The sequence below is a fragment of the Frankia sp. AiPa1 genome, assembly GCF_023243075.1.
In the GTDB taxonomy this organism is placed as follows: Bacteria; Actinomycetota; Actinomycetes; order Frankiales; family Frankiaceae; genus Frankia.
On sequence record NZ_JALKFZ020000138.1, the window covers coordinates 1 to 22650 of the forward strand.

16 protein-coding genes and 2 pseudogenes are annotated in these 22650 nt (G+C 71.4%); 4 read left to right on the forward strand and 14 right to left on the reverse strand.

The annotated features are described in order from the left end of the window. Positions 1 to 60: 60 nt before the first annotated feature. The 6 genes and pseudogenes from MXD95_RS14240 to MXD95_RS14265 form a co-directional block, all read right to left on the reverse strand. On the reverse strand, positions 61 to 507 hold the full coding sequence (locus tag MXD95_RS14240; protein ID WP_250641093.1) for a hypothetical protein: 447 nt from the start codon (positions 505 to 507) through the stop codon (positions 61 to 63). 323 nt (positions 508 to 830) lie between these two features. After that, entirely contained in the window at positions 831 to 1259 is a 429-nt protein-coding gene (locus tag MXD95_RS14245) for a TadE/TadG family type IV pilus assembly protein (RefSeq protein WP_374122031.1), read from the reverse strand. Between the two features lie 133 nt (positions 1260 to 1392). Continuing rightward, positions 1393 to 1716 (reverse strand): hypothetical protein, encoded by a 324-nt coding sequence (locus MXD95_RS14250; RefSeq protein ID WP_250641094.1) that lies wholly within the window; start codon positions 1714 to 1716, stop codon positions 1393 to 1395. Positions 1717 to 1967: 251 nt separating this feature from the next. Beyond that, the gene (locus tag MXD95_RS14255) at positions 1968 to 2918 is read right to left on the reverse strand and encodes a type II secretion system F family protein (protein ID WP_250641095.1); all 951 of its coding nucleotides are present in this window, start codon (positions 2916 to 2918) and stop codon (positions 1968 to 1970) included. A gap of 320 nt (positions 2919 to 3238) precedes the next feature. Beyond that, positions 3239 to 4108: pseudogene (locus MXD95_RS14260) on the reverse strand (type II secretion system F family protein); the annotation flags it as partial. Between the two features lie 249 nt (positions 4109 to 4357). Beyond that, a pseudogene (locus tag MXD95_RS14265) lies at positions 4358 to 5602 on the reverse strand (TadA family conjugal transfer-associated ATPase); the annotation flags it as partial. A gap of 637 nt (positions 5603 to 6239) precedes the next feature. Here MXD95_RS14265 and MXD95_RS14270 point away from each other — a divergent pair. Beyond that, positions 6240 to 7685, forward strand: a complete 1446-nt coding sequence (locus MXD95_RS14270) for a PAS domain-containing protein (protein WP_250641097.1) — start codon at positions 6240 to 6242, stop codon at positions 7683 to 7685. A 74-nt stretch (positions 7686 to 7759) separates the two neighbouring features. Here MXD95_RS14270 and MXD95_RS14275 read toward each other — a convergent pair whose 3' ends face one another. The 6 genes from MXD95_RS14275 to MXD95_RS14300 form a co-directional block, all read right to left on the reverse strand. Beyond that, positions 7760 to 9778, reverse strand: coding sequence for a helix-hairpin-helix domain-containing protein (locus MXD95_RS14275; RefSeq protein ID WP_250641098.1), 2019 nt, complete (start codon positions 9776 to 9778; stop codon positions 7760 to 7762). 326 nt (positions 9779 to 10104) lie between these two features. Continuing rightward, a complete protein-coding gene (locus tag MXD95_RS14280; RefSeq protein ID WP_250641116.1) occupies positions 10105 to 10599 on the reverse strand; it encodes a DUF6912 family protein in 495 nt (164 codons plus the stop codon). A gap of 143 nt (positions 10600 to 10742) precedes the next feature. Then, positions 10743 to 11948, reverse strand: coding sequence for a patatin-like phospholipase family protein (locus tag MXD95_RS14285; RefSeq protein ID WP_250641099.1), 1206 nt, complete (start codon positions 11946 to 11948; stop codon positions 10743 to 10745). A gap of 172 nt (positions 11949 to 12120) precedes the next feature. Next, on the reverse strand, positions 12121 to 12621 hold the full coding sequence (locus tag MXD95_RS14290; RefSeq protein WP_250641100.1) for a transcriptional regulator: 501 nt from the start codon (positions 12619 to 12621) through the stop codon (positions 12121 to 12123). Between the two features lie 703 nt (positions 12622 to 13324). Then, positions 13325 to 14665 carry a CpaE/TadZ family protein gene (locus MXD95_RS14295; protein ID WP_250641101.1) on the reverse strand — a complete coding sequence of 447 codons (1341 nt, stop codon included), beginning with the start codon at positions 14663 to 14665 and terminating at the stop codon, positions 13325 to 13327. Next, the gene (locus tag MXD95_RS14300; RefSeq protein ID WP_250641102.1) at positions 14662 to 15462 is read right to left on the reverse strand and encodes an SAF domain-containing protein; all 801 of its coding nucleotides are present in this window, start codon (positions 15460 to 15462) and stop codon (positions 14662 to 14664) included. The genes MXD95_RS14295 and MXD95_RS14300 overlap by 4 nt, the downstream gene beginning before the upstream one ends. 491 nt (positions 15463 to 15953) lie before the next feature. On the opposite strand from MXD95_RS14300, the gene MXD95_RS14305 reads away from it, so the two are divergent. Beyond that, positions 15954 to 16190 (forward strand): helix-turn-helix domain-containing protein, encoded by a 237-nt coding sequence (locus tag MXD95_RS14305; protein WP_250641103.1) that lies wholly within the window; start codon positions 15954 to 15956, stop codon positions 16188 to 16190. Between the two features lie 74 nt (positions 16191 to 16264). On the opposite strand, the gene MXD95_RS14310 is transcribed toward MXD95_RS14305, so the two are convergent. Continuing rightward, positions 16265 to 16834 (reverse strand): hypothetical protein, encoded by a 570-nt coding sequence (locus MXD95_RS14310; RefSeq protein ID WP_250641104.1) that lies wholly within the window; start codon positions 16832 to 16834, stop codon positions 16265 to 16267. A gap of 235 nt (positions 16835 to 17069) precedes the next feature. On the opposite strand from MXD95_RS14310, the gene MXD95_RS14315 reads away from it, so the two are divergent. Together MXD95_RS14315 and MXD95_RS14320 are read left to right on the forward strand one after the other, a co-directional pair. Further along, positions 17070 to 18362, forward strand: coding sequence for a LysM peptidoglycan-binding domain-containing protein (locus MXD95_RS14315; protein WP_250641105.1), 1293 nt, complete (start codon positions 17070 to 17072; stop codon positions 18360 to 18362). Positions 18363 to 18390: 28 nt separating this feature from the next. Next, positions 18391 to 19194, forward strand: coding sequence for an Rv3235 family protein (locus MXD95_RS14320; protein ID WP_250641106.1), 804 nt, complete (start codon positions 18391 to 18393; stop codon positions 19192 to 19194). A gap of 100 nt (positions 19195 to 19294) precedes the next feature. Here MXD95_RS14320 and secA read toward each other — a convergent pair whose 3' ends face one another. Continuing rightward, entirely contained in the window at positions 19295 to 22279 is a 2985-nt protein-coding gene (secA, locus tag MXD95_RS14325; RefSeq protein ID WP_250641107.1) for a preprotein translocase subunit SecA, read from the reverse strand. Between the last annotated feature and the right edge of the window lie 371 nt (positions 22280 to 22650).

Consider the following 22650-nt stretch of genomic DNA (forward strand, 5'->3'; position numbering starts at 1 on the left):
TCGCCGAAACCGGCCTGACCTGGGACGAGCTGCGGTCAACATGACTCTACGCATTAAAGCTCAGTAGGGCTGGGGATTCTGGCGGTTGGCGCGGAACTGGTCGATGACGACGGTGAACTGGCCGTTGACGGTGACGTCGGTGATGCCGGCGAACAGGGCGCCGGTGCCGGGGAGCGCGACCACTGTCCGAACACAGATGACGAACGACGCGCCGGGTTCGAGCGTCTCGGCGCCGTCACCGGGATCGCCGGCACCGCAGTCCGCGCCAGCCGCGGCGAAATGGATCTGTGGCGTGCCGGGGACACCCTGGTCGCGCAGGGCAAGCTGGGCGGCGAGCCGGGCGCGGTCTACCCCCTCGGTCTCGCTGTCGGCGGTGGCGAACGCGCGACCGGCCTCCCGGGCCGCCTGCGTCACGCCGAACGCCGAGCGCTGCACCGAGAACACACACAGAAACAGGTAGACGAACGGCACGAGCAGCACGATCGACAGCCCGACGAACTCGATCATCGCCGAGCCCTCGTCCGATCGCCGACCCCCACCGTCCCGGGCTCCCCAGACCCTGGCCCACATCCGCTTGCGGCCTCGCCCGACTCGCCGTGCCATCCGCACGACCCGTCCTACGACCTGACCGCCCCAGCCCCGGCCCCGATCTCGGCCCCGGCCTCCGCTCCGGCTCCGACCTCGGCCCTGACACCGATCTCGGCCGAGCCCCTGACCCTCGCCCTGGCCCTGATCTCGACCTGGATCGGGACCGGCAGAGATTCCACCCTGTTCGACGCCTTGGGCGTCGCCCGCCTCGGCATCCGCCAGGCGCGTGCTGGCGGCGGTCGTCACGGCTCCTCCTTGACGGCATGACCGGTCACGGTGAGTGTGACTCCGTCGCCGAGCGGGACGAGGACAAGCGGGACGACCACTCGGCAGGTCACCTGGACCAAAGGAGTGGCGTCCGGGCCGTCGACGTCGGTGCCGGTGCAGGTGGTGTCGGAACGGCCGGGGATCGTCCGGGCGATGAGCGCCTGGGCGTACGGGCCGCCGTCAGCGGCCGCGACACCGAGGTTGGCCGCGTGCCGGGCGCCCTCGGCCGCGTCGGCGGCGAGCGTGTTGCGGACGTAGAGAACCAGGCCGACCTGCAGAATCCCGAGGAACAGAAACAGCAGCAGCGTCCCCACCAGGATGAACTCGACGACCGACGACCCCTCGTCCGCCGCTGGCACCGGCCCACCCAGCCCGGCCAGTCCGACCGGCCCATCCGTCTCGATCAGCCCGCCGGTCCCGGTCGGCCCTCCCAGCGCGACCGGCCTGTCCCCCACGGATGGCCTGGTCGTCGTGGTTGGCCTGTCCCCCATGGCTTGCCTGGCCGTCGTGGACGGTCTGGTCGTCGTGGTCAGCGTCCTACTTGCCGCCGCCGCCACCACCGACCCCGGACACCGAGTTGATCGCGGAGGTGAACAGGTTCTGCAGCGCCGGGGTCGCGAGCGTCGCGATCGCCACGACCAGCGCCGCCGTCATCACCGTGATCATTACCCAGCCGGGGACGTCCCCGCGGTCACGACCGCCGGCACCGCCGTGGCCGCCCGCACCGCGTCGGCCGTTCGCACTGTCACCGCCCGGATCGCCGTCGCTGCCGGGGCCGGAGCCCGGGCCGTCCAGGCTCGCCTTCCACGCAAGCCATCTCGATGCCAGGGCCTGTCCGACCTGTCCGATGCGCCGTCCCATGATCTCTCCTTCACCCTTCGGTCAGGGCCATGCCAGTCGTGTGGGTCGCGCCGGCCATGCCAGTCGTGCCAGAACTGCGAGTGCTGCGGATCCCGCCGCCGGTGCCGCCGGCCGCGCTAGGGGCGCGACCGGCGGCCAGGCGGGTGGTACGACAAGTGGGACTCATGGGGGTCCTGTGTCGTTGCGCGACCGGCCCGGTCCGCATGGCGGCAAGCCCTTCGACGGCGCTCCGGCGGGCGCTCACTGGCCGCTCACTGGGAGATCACGGTGAAGCTCACCAGAGCGGGGTAGAACGCGAAGATCACCGTGGTGGGCAGGACGAGAAAGACGACGGGGATCATCATCGCGATCTCCTTGCGGCCGCCGGCCTCCAGCAGCTGCCGCTTGCCGGCCTCGCGGACGTCCATGGCCTGCGCGCGCAGGATGTCGGCCAGCGGTGTGCCGCGTTCGATGGCGACCGCCATGCCGTCGACGAAACGGGTCAGCGGGGCGAGCGCGGTGCGGGCGGCGATGCCCTCCAGGGCCTGGACGAGGGTGGCGCCGGCTCGGGCATCGGCGAGCGCCAGGCGCAGCTCACGGCCCAGTTCGCCGTGGGTGAGCCGGCCGACCCGTTCCAGCGCCCCGATCGCCGACTCACCCGCGGTGACGGCCAAGGCCAGCAGCTCGGCGACCGTGGGGAACTCCAGCAGCATCCGGTCCTCGCGCTCGGCGATGGCCCGGGTCAGCCAGTAGTCCCGCCCGACCACCCCGCCGGCGGCGCCGGCCACGACGAGCGCCACGCTGACGAGTGCCGGCGGGCCGACGCCAAGGGTCGTGCGCAGCGCCAGCAGGAACGCACCGAACAGCGCGCCACAGGCCGCGCAGACCACCTGCTGGGCCCGGAACTCCTCGATGCCGGTACGCCCGCCGGCCTGGGTGAGCCGTCGCTGCAGCGCGGCGCGGCCACCGAGGAACCGGTCGAGCCGGCCGGCGGCGTCCGACAGCAGCGGGCGCAGCAACGCCTCGATGGCTGCGATCCCCGGGCGGGTGGACGAGCGCGGCCGGTCGGCCAGCAGCCGTGACGGGCGCGGGGTGTCCCGCAGGTACGGGTCGACCCGGTCGGCCAGCTGGATGCGCCGAGCCCGCGGCGACCGGTAGACGATGATGACCAGGCCCAATCCGACCAGCAGGCCGAGCAGCGCCCCGGCGGCGACCCCGGTCACCGCGACACCCCAATCACCGCAGGACCCCGATCACCGTGACACCCCGGTCGCCGTGAAACCCCGGTCACCGTGACGCTCCCGCCTCGGCCGGCGTGTGTGATCACCGTGCACGCTCATCCCCACATTCCCTGGTCCGGGCCCATGTCCGGTCCGGATGGCGATCCATCGGGGCCCAGCCCGGGTTCGTCAGCCCCCGGCCAACCGCCGCCGTTTCCCGTGCCCGAGCCGAACGGCGGACCCATCGCCGTCGACCCGACCGTCGCGGGAACCGGCGCGGCCTGCGTCCGCGCCTCGGCCGCTGCCACCGCTTCGGCGCCGCCCCGCAGCACCCGGCCCTCCTCGGGCAGCCGGCCGATCCGGCGCATCACCAGATAGGCGAAACCGGACACCACGCCGCCGCCGACGAGCACCGCGACACCGGTCGGACTGTCGTAGGCCTGCACGTTCTGGCCACGGCTGGCGAGCAGCAGCAGCACGATCCAGGGAGCGGCGAGCGCGAGCCGGGCCGCGTTGACCGTCCAGCCCTGCCGGGTCTCGAGCTCCGCCCGGGTGCGGGCGTCCTCACGCAGGAACGTCGACAGGGTGCGCAACAGCCGGCCGAGATCGGTGCCGCCGACCTCTCGGGCCATCCGCAGCGACTCGATGATCCGGTCGGCGATCGGATCGGCGAGCTCGTCGGCGAGGCGGTCCAGGCAGGTCGAGAACGACCCGGTGGCGCTGTAGTCCTCGCCGAACCGGGTGAACGCCGGCCGCAACTGCACCGGTCCGCGCACGCCGACGGCGGCAAGACCCTCGGGCAGCGACATCCCGGCCCGCACGGCGCTGGCGAGGTTGTCCACCACATCTGGCCAGAGCTCGCGCAGGTCGTGCATCCGAGCGTGGCGCCGGCGCACCACCAGGGTCCGCGGGACCAGGCTCGCGAACACCGCGAACGCGCCGGCCAGCGACAGGGTGCCGGTCAGCGCCAGCACCACCAGACCGACCAGGAGGCCGACCCCGGCACTGATCGCGACGAACTGACGGGGCCCGAGGCCGCGGATACCCGCCTGAGCGATCAGCTCGGCGGTCGTGTGCTCCCAGCGGGCCATCGCCCGACCCACGGGCCCGCTGGTGCGCCCGCCGGCCGGCCGGCCGCTGGTGACGATCAGGAACAGGCCGAGACCGCACAGCAGACCGAGGAAGATGCCCATCTAGCCCTCCACCGCGATCTCGGACCAGTCGTCACCGGGCCGCCGGTACCGCGCCGACGTCGGCCAGCTCGGCGCCTCGGGCTGCGCCGGGGCCGGGGCCGGGGCCGGCGGAGGTTGCGGAGACGGCGGAAGTGGGGGGAGGCCGGACGTCGCCAGGTACCCCGCACGCGGCGGCGACTGCGGCGGCGGCGCTGACGGGTGGAACCGCGGCTGCTGAAACTGCTGCTGGTACTGGTGTTGCAGCTGCTCACGGTGCGGGTGACGGTCGTGGTCACCGTGGGCGAGCAGGCTCGGCAGGTCGAAGCCGGCGCGGGCGAACCGGTCGGCGTGCGGCGGGTAGCCGTCGGCGCGGACCAGGCCCTCGGCGTGGGTGCGGTAGATCTGGGCGATCTCCACGATGTCACCCTCTGCCCGGCCGGGCAGCGCGACGATCTCGGTGACCCGACGCTGGCCGTTCACATCCTTGGTCAGGTGCACGACCAGGTCGACGCTGGCCGCGACCGTCGGCACGACGAAGGCGTGGCTGACGTTCTCGCCGGCGAGCAGCGGCAGCGTGCACAGCTTCGTGACGGCCTCGCGGGCGGAGTTGGCGTGCAGGCTACACATGCCGGGCAGGCCCGAGTTCAGCGCGATGAGCAGGTCGAGTGCCTCTTCCTGGCGGACCTCGCCGACGAGGAGACGGTCGGGGCGCATCCGCAGCGCCTCCTTGACCAGGCGGCGCAGCCGGATCTCGCCGCTGCCCTCCAGGTTGGACTGCCGGGTCTGCATCGCCACCCAGTCCGGGGCGCGCAGCTTGAGCTCGAAGACCTCTTCGCAGGAGATCACCCGCTCACGGGCGGGAATCGCCGAGCCCAGGCAGCTGAGCAGCGTCGTCTTGCCGGCCTGGGTGCCACCCGCGACGATGATGTTGAGCCCGGCGACCACCGCGGCCTCGAGGAACGCAGCGGCGGCGGCCGTGATCGTGCCGAGGCCGACCAGTTCGTCGAGGCTGGACGCGCTCAGCACGAACTTGCGAATGTTGATCGACCAGTGCACCCGGGTCACATCCGGGATGACGACGTGCAGGCGAGAGCCGTCCGGGAGCATGGCGTCCACGAACGGGGTCGACACGTCCACGCGACGGCCGGACGATTTCAGCATCCGTTCGACCAGGTCCTGGACCTGGTCGGCAGTGAGAATCGTCGTCGTCAGTTCACTGCGGCCATGCCGGGCGATGAAAACCCGACCCGGCTCGTTGATCCAGATCTCCTCGATGGTCGGGTCGTCGAGATGGCGCTGCAACGGTCCGAACCCCGCGACCGCGTCATAGACCAGGCGAGCGGTGAGATCCCGGTCGGCGACCGGAGGAAGGTCACTGACCAGAACACGTTCTTCGTAGTCGGCCAGGACCTCCTGCACGAGATTGCGCACCTGCGCCGGATCGCGCACCGGGTCAAGGGAACGTCGGCGGACGAGTTCGCGCACCTCATCCTCGACGTGGGAGGTGGCGTCCATCCACCCGCTGCGTGCCACCGCCACGAAAACCGCTGCTCCTTCGGCCGTGCCTCACTCCCCGCCCGCCACCTGGCCAATAGCTACGAAGCGTAGAAAGAAGGTCACTGCCAATCAAGCCCCGAAGTTCGGGGCAGACGCATCAACGTTCGCACAACCTCCCACCGACCATCGGGCCGGGTAGGACACAAGGAGCTCACGGTGCGCACAGCGTCCGACCTTGACCACCACCACGACTACTCTCCGCATCAGATTTCCGGCTCGATCCGGTTACAGAACGGGGCGTCATCGTCGCTGCATGAACACGTCGGATGCGCGCGAGGACGCACGGAGCGCCCCGGAAACGCCTGCGGGATTTCGGCCTCGAATCAGCGCCGAGGCGATACCCTCGCAGCGTTCCCTAACCCGTACACCCGTCGTGCCGCATTCTGCCTGCTGGGTCGACCGGTGGAGCTTCCCCCACCCCGCCGATCTCATCCGACAGGTGGCCAAAACCTGCCTCGGGGGTCATTACCGTGTCCGGTCAGCCATCGTCCCCAGGACTCTTCCGCCGCCCGCGAGATGCTCGTCCACCCGCCAGAGCGGTGTGGCCGGATCTCGTCCGCGGAAGAGTGACGCCCGCGCCTGAAGGCGCCGGGCGATGAATGAGAAGCAGGGGCACGAGCCGGAGGACACATTCGACACGGTTGCCTGGACAATGTTCTGGCGGATTGTCGAAAAATGTCCGGTCGCAATCTTTGCGACTGATGCCATGGGCCGACTGGTCTTCGTCAACGACACCTGGTCGGCGTTGACCGGGCTTCCTCGTCACCGCGCCCTCGGGCTCCACCTCGACGAGATCATCCAGCCGGCTGACGTCGCCACCGTCAGCGACCACTGGCGGCGCCTCATAACTCACGGCGACGGCTTTTCGCTTCGGGTCCGCCTGACCGGCATCCGTGGGTCGACCGATCCCACGGCGATCCTGCAGACGGTGGAATCCTCCGCCGGCGACGGGCTGCGGCGCTTCGTCGGCACCCTCACCCCGGCCCGCCGCGCCGGCTTCGCGCCCCGCGCCCTCCCCCAGGACCCGCGCGACGTCGATCCGGCCGGTCCCCTGGACCTCAGCTCCCTCGACATCGGCCCCCTCGACATCGATGACCCCAGCATCGACCTCCTCGGCATCGACCCCCCCGACCTTGACCCCCTGGGCGTCGACTTTGACGCGACCGCCCATGCTCTCGGCCCGCCGGATGAGCCCGAGGACGACCTGTCCCCCCAGGACGACCCGACCGGCCACCCACTCGACTATCCGGTCAACCACCCGGCCGGCCGGCGGCTCCCCGACCCGGCCGCCGGGCGCAGGCAGAACGGCGAGGCGGGGCAGGACCAAGGCCAGGGTTCGGGCGCGGCGACGGGTCCGGAACAGCGCTGGAGCGTCCCGCTTCCCCGCCGGCCCATCCCGGGCGAACCCACGCCGGGACGTCTTGCCCCATGGGGTGCGGTGGAGGAACGCCCTGCGGTGTACCCGCGTGGCGCCCTGCCCCCCGGGGCCGAATGGCGCGCCGCGGTCGTCCTGCACCGCGACGAGGAGACCGATCTACATCCCGGCCACACCGTTCCCAGGGCCGGCCAGCACCGGGCCGAGGACTGCGGCTGCGTGTTCGCCGAGATGCGCCGCATCGAGGAAGCCTGCCGGGACCGCGAACGCTGGTTGACCACCCTGCTCGCCGAGCTCACCACCGCCGTGCTCATCGCCGACCGGGACTGCGCGGTCGTCGCCGTCAACCAGTTGTACTGCGACCTGTTCGATCTGGCCGAGTCACCCGTCGACCTGGTCGGCACCGACTGCCGCCGGCATCTGCGACCGCGCGCCGGGCTGGTCGACGACCCCTCCGGCTTTGCCAGCCGGTTGGACACCCTGCTGCGCCGACGACGGACCCTGCGCCGCGAGCCGGTGATGTTCGCCGACGGACGGTTCTTCGAGCGCAGCCACATCACCCTGACCGCGGCCGACGGCTACCGCGGCCACATGTGGCTCTACAGCGACGTGACCGATCGCCGCATCCTTGAGGCCGAGATCGAGGGCCTCATTTCCGGCCTGTAGGTCGCAGGTCCGGACCGGACGAACGGCGTGACGACCTGCCGCGCCCGCCGGGCGGTTTCAGGGCAGGCACGCCGCTAGTAGACACCGCCGTGGTGTCGTACCTGGAGGTCCTGGGCCTGGCCGACCCAGTCGTCGGAGATGATCCGGTCACCGAAACCGTCCAGCATCCGGGCCAGCCGATCGACATCGGTGTCACCCATCTCGGCCAGCTGGCCGAAGGTGGTGATCCCCAGCGTCCGCAGCCTCGACTCGATCACCGGGCCGACCCCGACGATCTCCTTCAGGTTGTCCCCTTCGGCGACTGCCGGGTCGAGCAGGCCGTTCCACCTCGGCAACGACTCCATCACCACCCGACCACCGGACGCCTGTTCTCCGGTGGCACCCCGCTGGCCGGACGGCACCGCCGGGCCAGCGCCACCCCGGACGGGCGTCCCAGCCACCGCCGATGTCCGCTCCTTGGTCGCCACTGCCACCGGACGCGCTCGCGCGGTCGAGACATCCACGCCCGCCTCGACCGCCTTCGCCTCTGCCTCTGCCTCTGCCTCTGCCTCTGCCGTTGTCACCTTCGTCGGGGCCGTCACCGCGGACTCCGCACCCATGTTGTTCTGATCTGCCGCTCGGACCTGCTCCGCACCGATGGCGGACTGGTCAGTGGCGTTCGCCTGCCGGGCAGCCCGAACTGCCCGAGCTGCCGCGCGCGCACGGGGTGTGCCGACGATCTCGGCGTAATCGACGGCGGCGCTGTAGCCGATGGCCGACGCGTCGATCGCAGGGTCGTAGTCGGCGGCAGAGCTGTACTCGATGGCAGGGACCGACCCGACAGCGAAGATCGACCCGGCGCCGGCGCCCCGCCGCGCGGCGGATGCGGCGATCGGTTCGCTCCCAGTCGGCGCGGCGCCGGACGCCACCGGGCCCGTGTCGTCCGAGGGCTGCGCGGCGCTGGATCCGCTGGTCAGAGCTCCTTCCGAGCGGGCGATGCGGCCCAGCAGGCTGAGCCGTTCGGCTGCCCACTCGGCCTGGTGCCGATCCAGCCGATTGCCCAGGGTGGCCGCCTGGCGTTGGGCGTCCTCCGCCTCGGTGCGGGCCATCGCCAACCGGGAGGAGAACTTCGCGGCCCGACCCTCGGCATCCTCGAGCTGTCGGCGAAGCTGTTCGGCCTCACGAACCAGGTCCGCTACGCTCGACCCGGTCGCCGGCCAGACCTCCTGCCGAGCCGGCTCCGACGCCGTGGAAACCGGTGCCACGGCGGGCGATACCGCTGTGGATGATCCTTCCGCGGAGGATGCTGTCCCGGGCGCGGCTGTCGCAGGAGATGCCGCCGCCGAGGCCGGCCTGGCGGCCGCCTCCACCCGGGCACGCAGCGCGGACTCGATCTCCTCAACCCGGGCGCTCGCCGTGCTGGCATGCCGCTCCGCCGCGAAAATCCGCTGCTCGGATTCGGCCGCGCGCTGCTCGGCCACAGCGAGGCGGGCGGTGAGATCGGCCCGCTCCAACGCGGAGTCGTCCCGCTGACGGCGCAGCAGATCGACGAGTTCGGCCACCGGCTCGACCGGCCGAGTCAGTCCGATCGGCAGCTGGATGGGGCCGGTGACGGCGAGCTCGGCCCCCGTCCCCTCCGGCCTGGAGGTCTCCGCCGTCGGGGCGAGCGCCGTCGGGGCGAGCGGCGTCCCGCTCCCGACCGGCTCGCCCGTCCCAGCGGGGGCGGGCACCTCCCGCGGGATGAGCGGCCCGTCCGTCCCAACGATCGGGTCGGCACCGGGATCATCCGCCTGGGTACCGGCCGGTGTCTGCGCCCGCGCATCGACCGGCGCCGCCGCGAGCTCCCCGATTGGATCGTCCGAGGACCCCCCCGACAGCCTGCCGACCGCGACCAGCGGCGCGCCGTTGGCGTCGCCGGACACCGATGCGGACCCCGCGGACTCCGCGAACTCCGCGATGTCGGCCGAGGTGTCCGCGCCGTCCGGTCGCGGGTCCTGACGCCCATCGCGCATCTGCCGGCGCAGCGGAGCGATCAGGAACACCCATGCCAGCGCCGCACCGATGACCATCGCCACCAGCACGTACGCCAGGATCTGCCCGGCGAGGTACAGCATGGGCTGCCAGCCTCCCTACCGCGGTGGGGTCGTTCGAGATCCACACCCATACGACGGGAGACGGCATCTCGGGGGACCTTGTTGTGTTGGGAACCTCGCCGTCAGCGTCGCCCGGGCCTGGACCCGAGCGGAGGCATTCGGCGTTGGACCCATTATTCGCAACGGTCGCCGTCCACCGTGCCCCGGGGAGCCCCAAGCGTTGGCACCCATACCTGTGGCGCGAGACAGTGCGCCGATGCGTACCGAACACCCCGGTATGCGCAAGGAGCGGGCCTCGTCGCGGGGCTGCGGGCGACCGCGCCAGCAGGCCGGTGGCACCAGGCAGGTCAGAGCAGGTCGGCGAGCTCCTGAGGGGCGAACCAGAGGAGCTCGAAACCCTCCGCGCTGTCGACGGCGAAGGCCGCGTCCTCGCCGCCGAGGTCGGCCTCGATGATCTGGTCGGCGGCGGCGCGGACGGCGGCGAGGGCCTCCGCGTCGTCGCCGTCGTCCACATGGATCGCCTCAACGGACGTCCACGGCACCGGAAAGTCGATCTCGACGGCGCCGCGTTCCAGATCGTCGCGGACGCGGACCTGGCCGTCGGCGAGCTCGGCGACGAAGACCAGCCTGCGGCGCGGGGCGACCGGGTCGGCGTCGAGCAGGCGCAGGCAGGCCCGGGCAGCATCATGCAGGACGGCGTACTCGAGTTCCTCTTCGGACTCCGACTGGGCGTACCACTCGCGCAGGGCGGGGGTCACCGCAAAGCCGGTGCCGGCAGGCACCTGCCCGGAGTCCCACACCGAGCGCGCGGCGGCGAGGGTTGAGGGCAGGTAGACACGCACTGCTCCAGTGTGCCAACTGGCACCGCCGTAGCGCGACACCGGGTTCCGGTCGGACGCCATGGCGGACGTATCGGTCGTGGCAGACGTACCGGTCGCGGCAGGCGTACCGGTCGGCATGGCGGCAGGCATGGTGGTCGCGCCGGTCAGCCGGCGAGATCCAGGCCGAGCGGTGGATCGCCGTCCGGCTCGGTTCGAGCCAGACCGTCGACCGGGAGGCCCGCCGGCGCGCGGTCGGCCCGGTCGGCCTGCCCGGCACTCTGGTCAGCCGACGTTCGTGCGGCCGTGGCGGCCGGTGCGCCCGAGCTTCGCTGGGCACCTGCGGCGGCAGGCGGATTCGCCGCGGGCTGGGCTCGGTGCGACGGCGGCGTGACGCGGTGGCGAGGGCGGGTGCGGGCGGTGGCCCGCAGAAGTTCGGTGGTGGTGCGCAGGCTGGTCTCGAAGACCTCCGCACGGCGGGTGAGGTCCATCAGATTGCCGCCCATCACCACGAGATCGTCCGGTCCGGGGCAGATCACGGTCACCCGGGTTCCGGCCGCCTCGACGAGCGCGACCTCCCGCAGCAACCGGCGGGTGGCGGCCCGACGCACCTGGCGTTCGACCAGGGCCACCGCACCGCGCGGACGATCAGTGGCCAGCGAGCAGGCGGGTGCGACGACGATGATCTCGTCCAGCCCGGCGTCGGCGAGCAGGTCGACCGATGTCGGTGAACGGGTCCCGCCGTCGACGAAACGCTGACCGTCCACCTCGATCGGGGCATACCAGCCGGGGATGGCGCAGGAGGCCATGACCGCGTCGGGCAGGGACATCCGCGGGGCGTCGGCGGCGCCGAACAGCACCCGGTCGCCGGTGTCGAAGTTCATTGCCACGATGCGCAGCGCGGGGTGCGCCGGCCAGTGCTCGGGGTCGACGCCGGCACGTTCCATTCCGGCCGTCACCAGGTCCCCCACCGCGGAGATCTTGCCCCGGCCCTGCGGAAGGATGGCGGCGAGGGTGACCATCGGGGTGGCGTGCCGGGGATGCAGGGCGCTTGCCGTGAGCAGGCGTGGGGATCCCATGCGCATCCGGGGCCGGGGCGGCAGGGAAGCTCCGAGGTCGCGGTAGTCCAGGACGGGATCGCCGGCATCGTGGATCCCACGTTCGGAGTTGGCCATCGCCTCGACGCCGATCCCAAGCCCGAGCAAGGTGGCCACCACGGAGCCGGCGGACGTGCCGACCACGAGATCACTCGCGGCCAGATCGCGACCGGTTTCGTCTTCCACGGCGCGCAGCGCGCCGATCATCCAGGCGGAGCCAAGCACCCCGCCTGCGCCAAGGACCAGCCCTCGGCGCACCGTCCGCCTTCTACTCATCGTCCACCTCCTGGCACGGCACCTAGGAGGGTGGGATACCCCGCGAGGGGCTCCTGCCGCCCCCGGTCCGCCGGCCGCCGTCCGGGCCGCCCGGTCGCACCTGGCCTGGCCTGGTCAGGCCAGCCCCGCGCGCAGACGTGCCGCGGCAGGGCCTGCTGTCAGGCCCACCGGACTACTCCGGCGGTTCCTCGCTCTCCTCCGGGAAGCTGGTCTCCAGAACACCCCAGTTGCGCAGCCGGTCGGCGAACTCCTGCGGCGTGGTGTCATGCAGCAGGGCCAGTGACCGGACGTCACCGTCACGGATGGACAGCACCCGCCCGGCGTAGTCGTCCCGCTGGCGCTGGATCTGCGCCACCCAGCGTCGCACGAGGGCAGACGTGTCCGGCGGGGCCTCGCTGAGCTTCTCGAGGTTGAGCACCGTGCGTGGCCGGCGTTCCCGCGGCGGCAGCTGATCCTCGCTCGGCAGGAGCGCTGACACCGGGACCCCGTAGAACCCGGCCAGCTCGGACAGTTGGTGCACGCTGATCATGCGGTCGCCGCGCTCGTAGGAGCCGACCGCGGCGGTCTTCCACCGGCCCCGTGACTTCTGCTCCACCCCCTGCAGCGACAGACCCTGCTGGATCCGAATAGCCCGTAGGCGGGCGCCCACTGCCTTCGCATACTCCCGGCTCACCCGACACACCCCCAGCCGTCTCGCCCGAGCATCCCTACGCCGGCACAGGTCGTCGGCGCGGCGCGCCCACGATCCGGAGGGCACCTTCTCGGCATGCTCACACTAACGTAACGTCGCCAAAGTGAGACCTGCGCACAATTTTACGCATCGTCACCACTTGGATATAAGCTGACGCGAAGATCCGCGCTCTGGCTTCTTTAAGCGTCCAGTCGACAACAGATATGGCCCGATCATAACGCCTTGAGCGCTTTACGTAAGATCCCTTTCACGTCCCAACCGGAACCGCTCCACACAGCGATGCCCGTGAATCGCTCGGCGTAACCGTCCCGATTACCAGGAGATGATGAATCAGGTACACTATGCCACGGTTATGCCGTCGGCGTAACTGTGAGTCGTCTGCGACCAAGCAAGCGGCGTGGCGACGTCACCGCGGGACGGCGCGGGATATGTCGGCTGGCGAACCTCCCGGCCGCACCCCGGCGTCACCGCCCACGGCCGGATGCGAACCTAGGGACAGAACGAAACCACAGACGCACGGACAGACATCACCGCAGGGTAATAGGCGGTGCATCTGCGCAGGACAGACCGGCATCATCGCGGCGCGGCGGACCACACCGTCGCACGGCCGTCGCAGGGCCGTCACGGGGGGCGTCACGGGGCCGTCGCACGGGCCCTCGCAGGATGACCTGACGGAAACGGGCCACTAGCGAGCGTGGCGACGGAACATGCCACGACGGCGGGAAACCGCCTGGCGGCCCACCAGCCGCCCGGCCAGATCCCGGATCGCGAGGCGCGCCGGGGACGTCGACGCGATGTCGCGCAGCAGCTGGCCGGCGACCTGGGCCGCGTCCAGACCGGCAAGATCGTAGGGAATCAGCGCGACCGGCTCGCTCCCGGTGTGGCGCATAATCGACCGACTCACCTCGCGGGACGGATCGCCCCCGACCACCGAGGGGCGCAGCCGATTCACGACGATCAGCGGATCCACGGCCGGCACGCTCTCGCGCAGGTCCGCGAGCCCCCGGACGAAGCGAACCAGGCCCACCGGCTCGGCCGACGCGACCGCGAGCACGATGTCCGCCGCCTCGAGCACGGCCAGCGTCGCGCCGTTACGCCGCGGGGCCGCGGTGTCGAAGGAGAGCTCCTCGTCGCTTTCCAGACAGAAGCCGCAGTCCACCACGACGAACGCGGCCAGCCGCCGAGCCAGGGACAGCACGGTCTCGATCGACGCCGGACGCAGCTCCGGCCAGCGCGACGGCCGGGCGATCCCGGGCAGCACCCGCAGCCCATCCCCGAGATCACGGCACAGCATGGCCAGGCGCGGTACGTCCAGCAGCCCCTGGTTGGCCGAGCGAGCCGCGGCGGCCAGTCCTGGAGCCTCCTCCAACAGGCCGACGAGCTGGCCGATCGCGCCCCCGTAGGAGTCCGCGTCGACCAGCAGGGTGGGAACCCCGAGGCCGGCGATCTCCGCGGCCAGGCACAGGGCCAGGGTCGTGCGGCCCGGCGCGCCCGCGGGCCCCCACACCGCGATCACTCGACCGCCGCCGGCCTCGGCGAGCTCCGCGACGTCACCATCGGCGCCGAACGGGGCGAGTTGTCCGAATCCCGGCAGCGCCTCGCTGTAGCTCGTCGGCCAGGCGCCGGCCGGCGCGGAAACGGCGGGAGCGGCCGGGTGGGTCGCCAGCGCCCGCGACGCCTCGACGACGGCACCCGCGACCACCTCGGCGGTCGCGTCCGCGGGGATGACGGCGGCGACGCCCAGCTGGCGCAGGCGACGGTCGGCATCCTCGTCGCCCGGGGCGATCAGGCCGACGACGGCGATTCCGGACATGGCCAGCCGGGACAGGGCGTCGCGGTCCAGGCGGCGCAGGTCCGCCGACAACAGCGCGGCGCGCGCGGCACCGGTCGTCGCCGCGGCGAGCAGATCCGGCAGGTCGACGCAGCGGCGGACCACCGTGACCCCGAGATCACGCCGGTCGAACGCGGAGACGAGCCCCGCCTCCACGTTGGAGTCGGTCACCGCGGTCAGGATCGGCAGGCTCACCGCCCGAACCCCGCGGCGGTGGTCGGACCGGCCGCTCCGACGCCGCCGCGCGCGTCCCGCTCCAGTTTCACGACGTCGACCCGCTCGCTCTGCGACGCTGCCACCGCCTGGATCGCGCCGTCGATCGGGACGCGCAGGGTGATCGAGCGGTCGCCGCTGGCCAGCTTCTCCACCTCGACGAACTCGACGTCATGCAGCGCCAGCGTCTCGGCACCGGAGCCCGCGACCGGCGCCGCGGGAGTGGTCCCGCCACCCGAGCGGCCCGCGTCGCCCCCGCTGCCGGCCGTGTCACCACCGGTCTGGCCGGCGCCGGCCGCCCCGGTCTGGAAGACGTACACATCCACATGATCGCCCGGTTCCAGCACCGGCAGCCGTCCCGCCTTGACGATGACCGGGACCAGCCGGGTGGCCGGGCGGTCCTTTCCGGCGAAGTCGCCGCCACTGACAAACTCTCCGGCGTTGACCGGCCGCGCCAGCGTCGCACCGGTCAGGTCACCGAGCCGGGCGCCGGGGTAGTAGCGCCCGGACGTGCTCCCGCTCAGGCGCGCGGACACAGTGCCCAGATCCCCGGTCACGACGACATGCCCGGCCGGGAGGTCCCCCCGGGCCACCACCCACTGCTGGGTCGAGTCGGCCGAGGCGAACAGCCGCGCACCAACCACCACCGAGACCAACACGAGCAGCACTCCGACGAGCAGCCGGGAGTCCCGCCAGCGTCGGCGGGTCAGCCGTCGCGCCGGGGGCGACCCGGGCGGCGGGGGCGCCTCAGTCCGGACCGCCGCGGCAAGCTCGGTCACCGGGAGACCTCCCTTTCTCCTGGCGGGCCGTCCGGTGCGGGAACGCACCTTCCGGTCGCAGAGCGTACGCGGTCGAACGGCTCGAACCTAGTCATACCGACGAGCCCGGCGGCGGCGGACGCCGCAGCCCATCCATTCGATCACTCACAGCAGTACGGGATCGCATGAGGTCAGAAATGCCCCCCGCAACCTGACGTGTGTGGACCTCGCGCCCCACTGTTGGACGCGCATCTGGCCCCGGTCGATGCGTTTCCGCGAGCCAATGTGGCCACGACGCGGTCACGACGCGGTCATGACCCGACCGTGTTCCGGGCGCGGGTCCAGCCACCGGTCTCGGCAGAGCGACGGCACAGCTGAGGCGGTCGTCGGCGAGCGTGAGCTTTCGGGCGTGAACGGGCGTAGTTATCCACAACCTGAAGCACCTGCAGACGATGAACGGTGGAATCTCTGATACACACGAGAGGAGAGACATCCGCCTCCAGGAGGACCCGATGAATGACCGATTCCTTCAACTCAGCGACGTGGCGGACATCCTCAACATCTCCTCCAGTCAGACCTACGCGCTGGTCCGCTCGGGCGAGCTGCCTGCCATCAAGATCGGCGGTCGCGGTCAGTGGCGGGTCGAACGCAGTGAACTGGAGGCGTATATCCAGCGGGCCTACGAGCAGACGAGGGCGTTCGTCGCCGCGAATCCGATGACTCGGGGCGAGGTGATCCCGGAGGACTGAGCCCGCAAGGTCGAGCCGGCAGGACCGGCCCGGCAGGATCGGGCCCGGCGGGGTCCGATCGGGGTCCGTGCGCGTCACGGGATGCGGCGAACGAAGGCGAGCGCGTCCAACGGCAGCGTCCAGCCCGAGCGGATCTGCCCACGGCGGGCGAATTCGCCCACAGCGTGCTCGGCGATCTCCAGAAAATCCGCTCCCACCCGCACCGGTGTCCCGTGCAGCGTCGTGCCGTCCACAAACCGCAGCGTGCAGGCGGAACGGTCCCGGACCAGCCCCCGCAGCACGTACCGCAGGTCAAGCTTTGCCCCGAGCACCCCTTCGTGCCCTGGTTGGGCGGACACGACCGGCAGGTTCTCGACCGCGAGCAGTGCGCGCATCGGCACCAGTACCTCCGTCGCGCCCGGCTCGGCCAGCAGAAACCAGTCCGCCCCGAGGGCGGCCAGGGTGCCGTGCAAGGTCTCCGCCGCGTGCTGACCACCGAGCACCCGCGCCCGGGTCGGATAGCCCACCACGGGCCGCATCCGATCGATCATCCGCAGGTAGCCGGCCTCTCGACGGCTCCGGTCGGCGAGCTCCGAGGCGAACTCCGCCGCCTCGTTCGCCTCCCACTGCAGCTCGAGATCGGCGAACAGGTCCTCCCAGCGCATCGGAACTCCTCCGCATCGCGTCTCATCCAGCGTGTCTCCACGCGTTCCGACGCGTTCCCACGCGCCGTCGGTCACCGCAGGCCACCCGCCTGACCATCGATCCCGAAGGCAACCGGGATTGACAGCGGGCCTCAAGAGGGTTACACAACCAAACATAGGTAAACGAAGTCTTTCGACGCCATCCGACAGACCGAGCGTCGGGCAGACGGGCATCCGACGGGCAGGGGGAGTGACGATGGGCACGGGACGGGTGCGGCGAGCGCTGGCGCGGCTCGTCGGCGCAACCGGCGCCGTGGCCGTGGCGACGCTATTGATCGTCTTCGGCCCCCGGGCAGCCGATCTGCCCTCGAGCGTCAGCGCCGTCCCGGACTGGTTCAGCGCCGCGCCCGAGCAGGGGCTCGCCACCGCCGTCGGGGCGATCGCCTGGCTGTGCCTGCTCTGGCTGTGCCTGGGCGTCCTGCTCGCTGTCGCGGCGGCCATCCCCGGCGGTGTCGGGCGGCTCTCGGCGGCGCTCGCGCGGCTCATCCTGCCCCGGGCCATGCGACGCCTGGTCGAGGTCGGCCTCGGCATCACCCTGGTCGCCGGAGTCGGTCCGGTGATGGCCGCCATGCCAGCCATGGCCAGCCCCGCAGCCACCTCCGGTGCGGGTGTCGGCGTCACCGCGGCGGCATGGCCCGACCTCGGGCGGCAAACGGCATCCTCCAGCGGCGTCCTGCCGGCCGCGGACACGGCCGATCCGACCGGTGCGGGCAGCACTGCCGCCGCGACGGGCAGGATGGCGAGCGCCCCCATCGCGGTCCTGCCCTCGCTTGACCGGCAGAACCAGTCCCCCGCCACCAGCCCGGCTCCTCCAGCCGCATCGGCCGGCGTGGACGCGTCCGCCACCAGATCCGGCGGCACGGCCGGCGGGGGCGCCAGCCCCACGCTGACAGTTCCCGGCACGGACGCGCCGGTACCCATCATCGACCTGCACGAGACGGCGTCGGCGCCGGCCACGGCCACTCCCTCCGAGTCTCCGGAAGCCGTCCACGGCGGCGCTCCGGTGCACACCGCCCCTGACCCCGGCGCATCTGTCCCACTCACCACCGCTCGCATCTCGGCGAACTGGCCCGACCTCGGCCGGGCCAGCGCCGAGCCACCGCGAGCGGCTGCTCCGTCGACGGCACCGACCGGCCCGGCCCCCGCCGGCGGTGCCTCGGCCAAGCCCACTCCCGCGCCCGCCTCCGGACGCCCGTCCACGACGGCGCGAGCGACTCCCCCGCAGGATCCGCTTGTTCCCTCCTCGCACCGCGGCACGGGCAGCCCCTCCACCGGTGCCGCCGGCGCAGGGGATCAAAACCAGGAGGTTGTCGTCCGGCGCGGCGACACCCTGTGGACGATCGCGGCCCGTCACCTCGGCCCAGACGCCACCAAGGATCAGATCGCCGCCGAGTGGCCCCGCTGGTGGGCCGCCAACTCGGCCGTCATCGGCCATGACCCCAACGTGATTCTTCCTGGCCAACGCCTCACCCCGCCGACCGGGCCCTGACCCCGCCCGCCACCCACCGGAGCCAGCCGTGACCGCAGTCTGTGCCCTGCCCTTCCCCCTGCCGCGCCGAACCACCTCGGGCTCCGGCCTGCGGCTGCTCCCTGCCACGCCGACCGATCCGCCCTTCGACGACGAGGCCGAGCCACGGCCCACCCACCACGCCCCCGCCAGAGCTACGCACAGCCGGGTCCGCTCCTCGCGGCATACCGCGGGCACCAGCACCAGCACCAGCACCAGCACCACGGACTCTTCTGCGGTTTGCGCCACCACCGAAGAGACGCTCGAGGCACCCCAGGATGCCTCGAGCGCAACCGCCCTCCTGCCCATGCCGGGGAAGCTCACCGATGCGCCCGTCGATCGCGCTCCCCGGCGGTTGGCCGCGCCGGACCTGGGGTGCACCGAGTCGGGGCGGCTGTCGCCCTCGCCGGTCGGTTCCTCGGCCCGTTCAGCAGCCGGCCCCGCCCTGGGCCGCGGACCTGAGCACGATGTCCGATCAGGCCGGGCCGCCGGCGAGCAGCGCCCCCTGACCGCGCCACGAGATACGGCGGTGATCGTGGTCCGGGCCATCATCGAGGCGCTCGCCGGAGCACGGCCGGTGTCCCACCTCGCGCGCTGGACGACCCCGCGTCTGCAGCACGATCTCGAACGGACCGTCGCCCAGCTCACCGACCGTAGCCGCGGCCGGGTGCGCAGCGTGCGGGTGAGCGAGCCACGCCCGGGCGTGGCGGAGGTCTCCGCGGTCATCATCCGCGGGGCACGGGCGGGTGCACTGGCCCTGCGCATGGAGTCCACCGAGGGACGCTGGCGGATTACCACCCTTCAGATCGGCTGATCGGTCCGACCGCCGGGTGCACTGCCCCAGCTGCAACGTCAGCTGGGGCAGTGGGCCTGGCAGAGAAGGCACAGCCGAGTTGTCCAGGCGGGGTCCGGCGTTACTCGGCGGCGTCGGCGTTGCGGCGCGCCGGGTCGCCATGGCAGCGCTTGTACTTGCGGCCGGACCCGCACGGGCAGGGTGCGTTGCGGGCCGGTCGGGCGCTCGCGCCGGTAGACGCGGAGCCTGCGGCACCCCGGTTCGCACCGCCGGCAGACCCGAGGGGGGTAGCGCCGTTGCCGAGGGTGGTGACCTGGCTCGAGCCGCCGTCGACCGATGGGGCGGTGTAGCGGAGGCCGCCGGTGGGACGACGCGGCTCGAGACCCTTGACGAACACCGGCGGCGGGGGCGCCTGCGCGGGCGTCTCCGGGGCCGCGGGCGCGGTGCGGCCATCCCCCAGAGCCCCGGAACCGCCTGCGGCCGCGGGGCCGCCTTCCGCGTCGGGTGCCAGGACAGGGGTGGGTAGGACCGCGGCGCCGGCAGGACCCGCGGCCACCGAGGCGGGCCCGGCGGGCTGCTCCTGCGCCTCGGGCGTCTCGCCTTCCTGCCCGGCGACCTGCACCTCGACGTTGAACAGAAGGCGAACGGATTCCTCCTTGATGCCTTCCATCATTGTCTGGAACATGTCGAAGCCCTCGCGCTGGTACTCGACCAGGGGATCGCGCTGCCCCATGGCCCGCAGGCCGATGCCCTCCTGCAGGTAGTCCATCTCGTACAGGTGCTCGCGCCACTTGCGGTCGAGAACGGCGAGCACGACGCGGCGCTCCAGTTCCCGCATGACCGGCTCCTCGTCGGGCGTGTCACCGAGTTCGAGCTCGCGGCGGTCGTAGGCCTCCTGCGCGTCGGCCTGGATGTCCTCCAGCAGGTGGTCGGTGCTGAGCCCGTCCCGATCGTCGACGTCGGGTGCCTCCACGCCGACGGGATAGAGCTGCCCAAGCGCGGTCCAGAGGGTGTCGAGGTCCCACTCCTCCGGGAAGCCGTCCGCGGTGGCGCCGCGGACATACCCCTCGACGGTGTCGTCGACGAAGTGGCGCACCTGCTCGTGCAGGTCGGCGCCCTCGAGGACCTTGCGGCGCTCCTCGTAGATGACGGTGCGCTGCTTGTTCATGACCTCGTCGTACTTGAGGACGTTCTTGCGGATCTCGAAGTTCTGCCCCTCGACCTGGGTCTGAGCGGAACGGATCGCCCGCGTGACGATCTTCGACTCGATCGGGACGTCCTCGGGAATGTTGAGGCGATCCATGATCCCCTCGACGGCGGCCGCGTTGAACAGCCGCATCAGGTCGTCACCGAGGGAGAGGTAGAACCTGGACTCGCCGTGGTCGCCCTGCCGGCCGGCGCGTCCGCGCAGCTGGTTGTCGATCCGGCGCGACTCGTGCCGCTCGGTACCGAGCACGTACAGGCCGCCGGCGGACACCACCGCCTCGTGCTCGTTCTTCACCGACTGGCGCGCCTTCTCCAGCGCCTCCAGCCAGGCCGCCTCGTAGTCCTCGGGCGTCTCGATGGGTGAGAGCCCACGCTGGCGCAGCTCGGCCTGGGCGATGAACTCCGGGTTGCCGCCGAGCATGATGTCCGTGCCACGGCCGGCCATGTTCGTCGCGACGGTGACGGCGCCCCTGCGACCGGCCTCGCCGACGATGGACGCCTCACGCTCATGGTGCTTGGCGTTGAGGACCTCGTGCGGCACGCCGCGCTTGTCCAACTGCTTGGAGAGGTACTCGGACTTCTCGACGCTGGTGGTGCCGACGAGCACCGGCTGGCCGTTCTCGTGCCGCTCGGCGATGTCCTCGACGACAGCGTCGAACTTGGCGATCTCGGTCTTGTAGACGACGTCCGGCTGGTCGATCCGCACCATCGGTTTGTTGGTGGGGATCGGCACCACCCCGAGCGTGTAGATCTGATGGAACTCGGCCGCCTCCGTCATGGCGGTACCGGTCATCCCGGAGAGCTTGTCGTAGAGCCGGAAGTAGTTCTGCAGGGTAATCGTGGCGAGAGTCTGGTTCTCCTGCTTGATCTCGACCTTTTCCTTGGCCTCGATCGCCTGGTGCATTCCCTCGCTGTAGCGGCGCCCGTGCAGTACTCGTCCGGTGAACTCGTCGACGATCAGGACCTCACCGTCGGTGACGATGTAGTCCTTGTCCCGCTTGTAGAGTTCCTTGGCCTTGAGCGAGTTGTTCAGGTAGCCGACCAGCGGGGTGTTCACCGACTCGTAAAGGTTTTCAATGCCGAGTTGGTCCTCGACCTTCTCGACACCGGACTCGGTGATGGCAACCGTCCGCTTGCCCTCCTCGACCTCGTAGTCGACGTCCCGCTCGAGCAGGGGGGAAATACGGGCGAACTCCGTGTACCACCGGGTCGGGTGGTCCGCCGGACCACTGATGATCAGCGGAGTACGGGCCTCGTCGATGAGAATCGAGTCGACCTCGTCGACGACGGCGAAGTTGTGGCCGCGCTGCACGAGCTCATCGGCGCTCCAGGCCATGTTGTCGCGCAGATAGTCGAAGCCGAACTCGTTGTTCGTGCCATAGGTGATGTCACACGCGTACTGAGCTCGCCGCACCGGGGGCGGCATCTGCGGGTGAATCACCCCCACGGTGAGGCCGAGGAAGCGGTGCACCCGGCCCATGTTCTCGGCGTCGCGCTGCGCAAGGTAGTCGTTGACCGTGATGATGTGCACGCCCTTGCCGGACAGCGCGTTCAGATAGGCCGGCAACGTGGAGACGAGCGTCTTGCCCTCACCGGTCTTCATCTCGGCGATGTTGCCGAGATGAAGGGCCGCGCCACCCATGATCTGCACGTCGAAGTGCCGCTGGCCCAGCGTGCGACGGGCGGCCTCACGGACCGCGGCGAATGCCTCGGGCAGCAGGTCATCCAGCGTGTCGTCACCCTCAGTGAGGCGCTGGCGGAACTCGTCGGTCATGCCGCGCAGCTCGCCGTCGGACAGCCCGGTGAAGTCGTCCTCGATGAGATCCACCTGCTCGGCGATCGCCTTGAGCTTGCGCAGAATCCGGCCCTCACCGGCACGCAAGATCTTCTCTAGAACCACGGGCGAAACTCCTCCGGCAGGCATGTCGGCGACGTCACCGACCACACGATGCTAGCCCCTGAACCGGCACCCACATCCAACCCTCGGACGTGGTTCCCGCAGCGGCGGTTCATGACAACGAACGAAGCGTGGGATGAGCCCTCACCGGCCACATCTGTCACCGCGTGCCTGCGCGGCCTCGGCGGTAGCCACACAGACCGCAACCGAGGCGGATCCACTCGCTTCTTCGCCATCCTCAACGATCGGGAGGGCCCTCGCGTGCCCGCCGCGCCGATACCGGCGCCAGAGTCTCGGGCGCGGAGTCTCGGGCGCGGAGTCTCGGGTGCGGAGTCCCCCAGGTGCGGAGTCCCCCGGGTGCGGCATCTCCCGCT

Excerpts from the sequence above, each read along its gene's own strand:
- MXD95_RS14240 (WP_250641093.1), bottom strand. The coding sequence starts at position 507 with ATGATCGAGTTCGTCGGGCTGTCGATCGTGCTGCTCGTGCCGTTCGTC.
- MXD95_RS14250 (WP_250641094.1), bottom strand. The coding sequence starts at position 1,716 with ATGGGACGGCGCATCGGACAGGTCGGACAGGCCCTGGCATCGAGATGG.
- MXD95_RS14270 (WP_250641097.1), top strand. The coding sequence starts at position 6,240 with ATGAATGAGAAGCAGGGGCACGAGCCGGAGGACACATTCGACACGGTT.
- MXD95_RS14275 (WP_250641098.1), bottom strand. The coding sequence starts at position 9,778 with ATGCTGTACCTCGCCGGGCAGATCCTGGCGTACGTGCTGGTGGCGATG.
- MXD95_RS14285 (WP_250641099.1), bottom strand. The coding sequence starts at position 11,948 with ATGAGTAGAAGGCGGACGGTGCGCCGAGGGCTGGTCCTTGGCGCAGGC.
- MXD95_RS14305 (WP_250641103.1), top strand. The coding sequence starts at position 15,954 with ATGAATGACCGATTCCTTCAACTCAGCGACGTGGCGGACATCCTCAAC.
- MXD95_RS14310 (WP_250641104.1), bottom strand. The coding sequence starts at position 16,834 with ATGCGCTGGGAGGACCTGTTCGCCGATCTCGAGCTGCAGTGGGAGGCG.
- MXD95_RS14315 (WP_250641105.1), top strand. The coding sequence starts at position 17,070 with ATGGGCACGGGACGGGTGCGGCGAGCGCTGGCGCGGCTCGTCGGCGCA.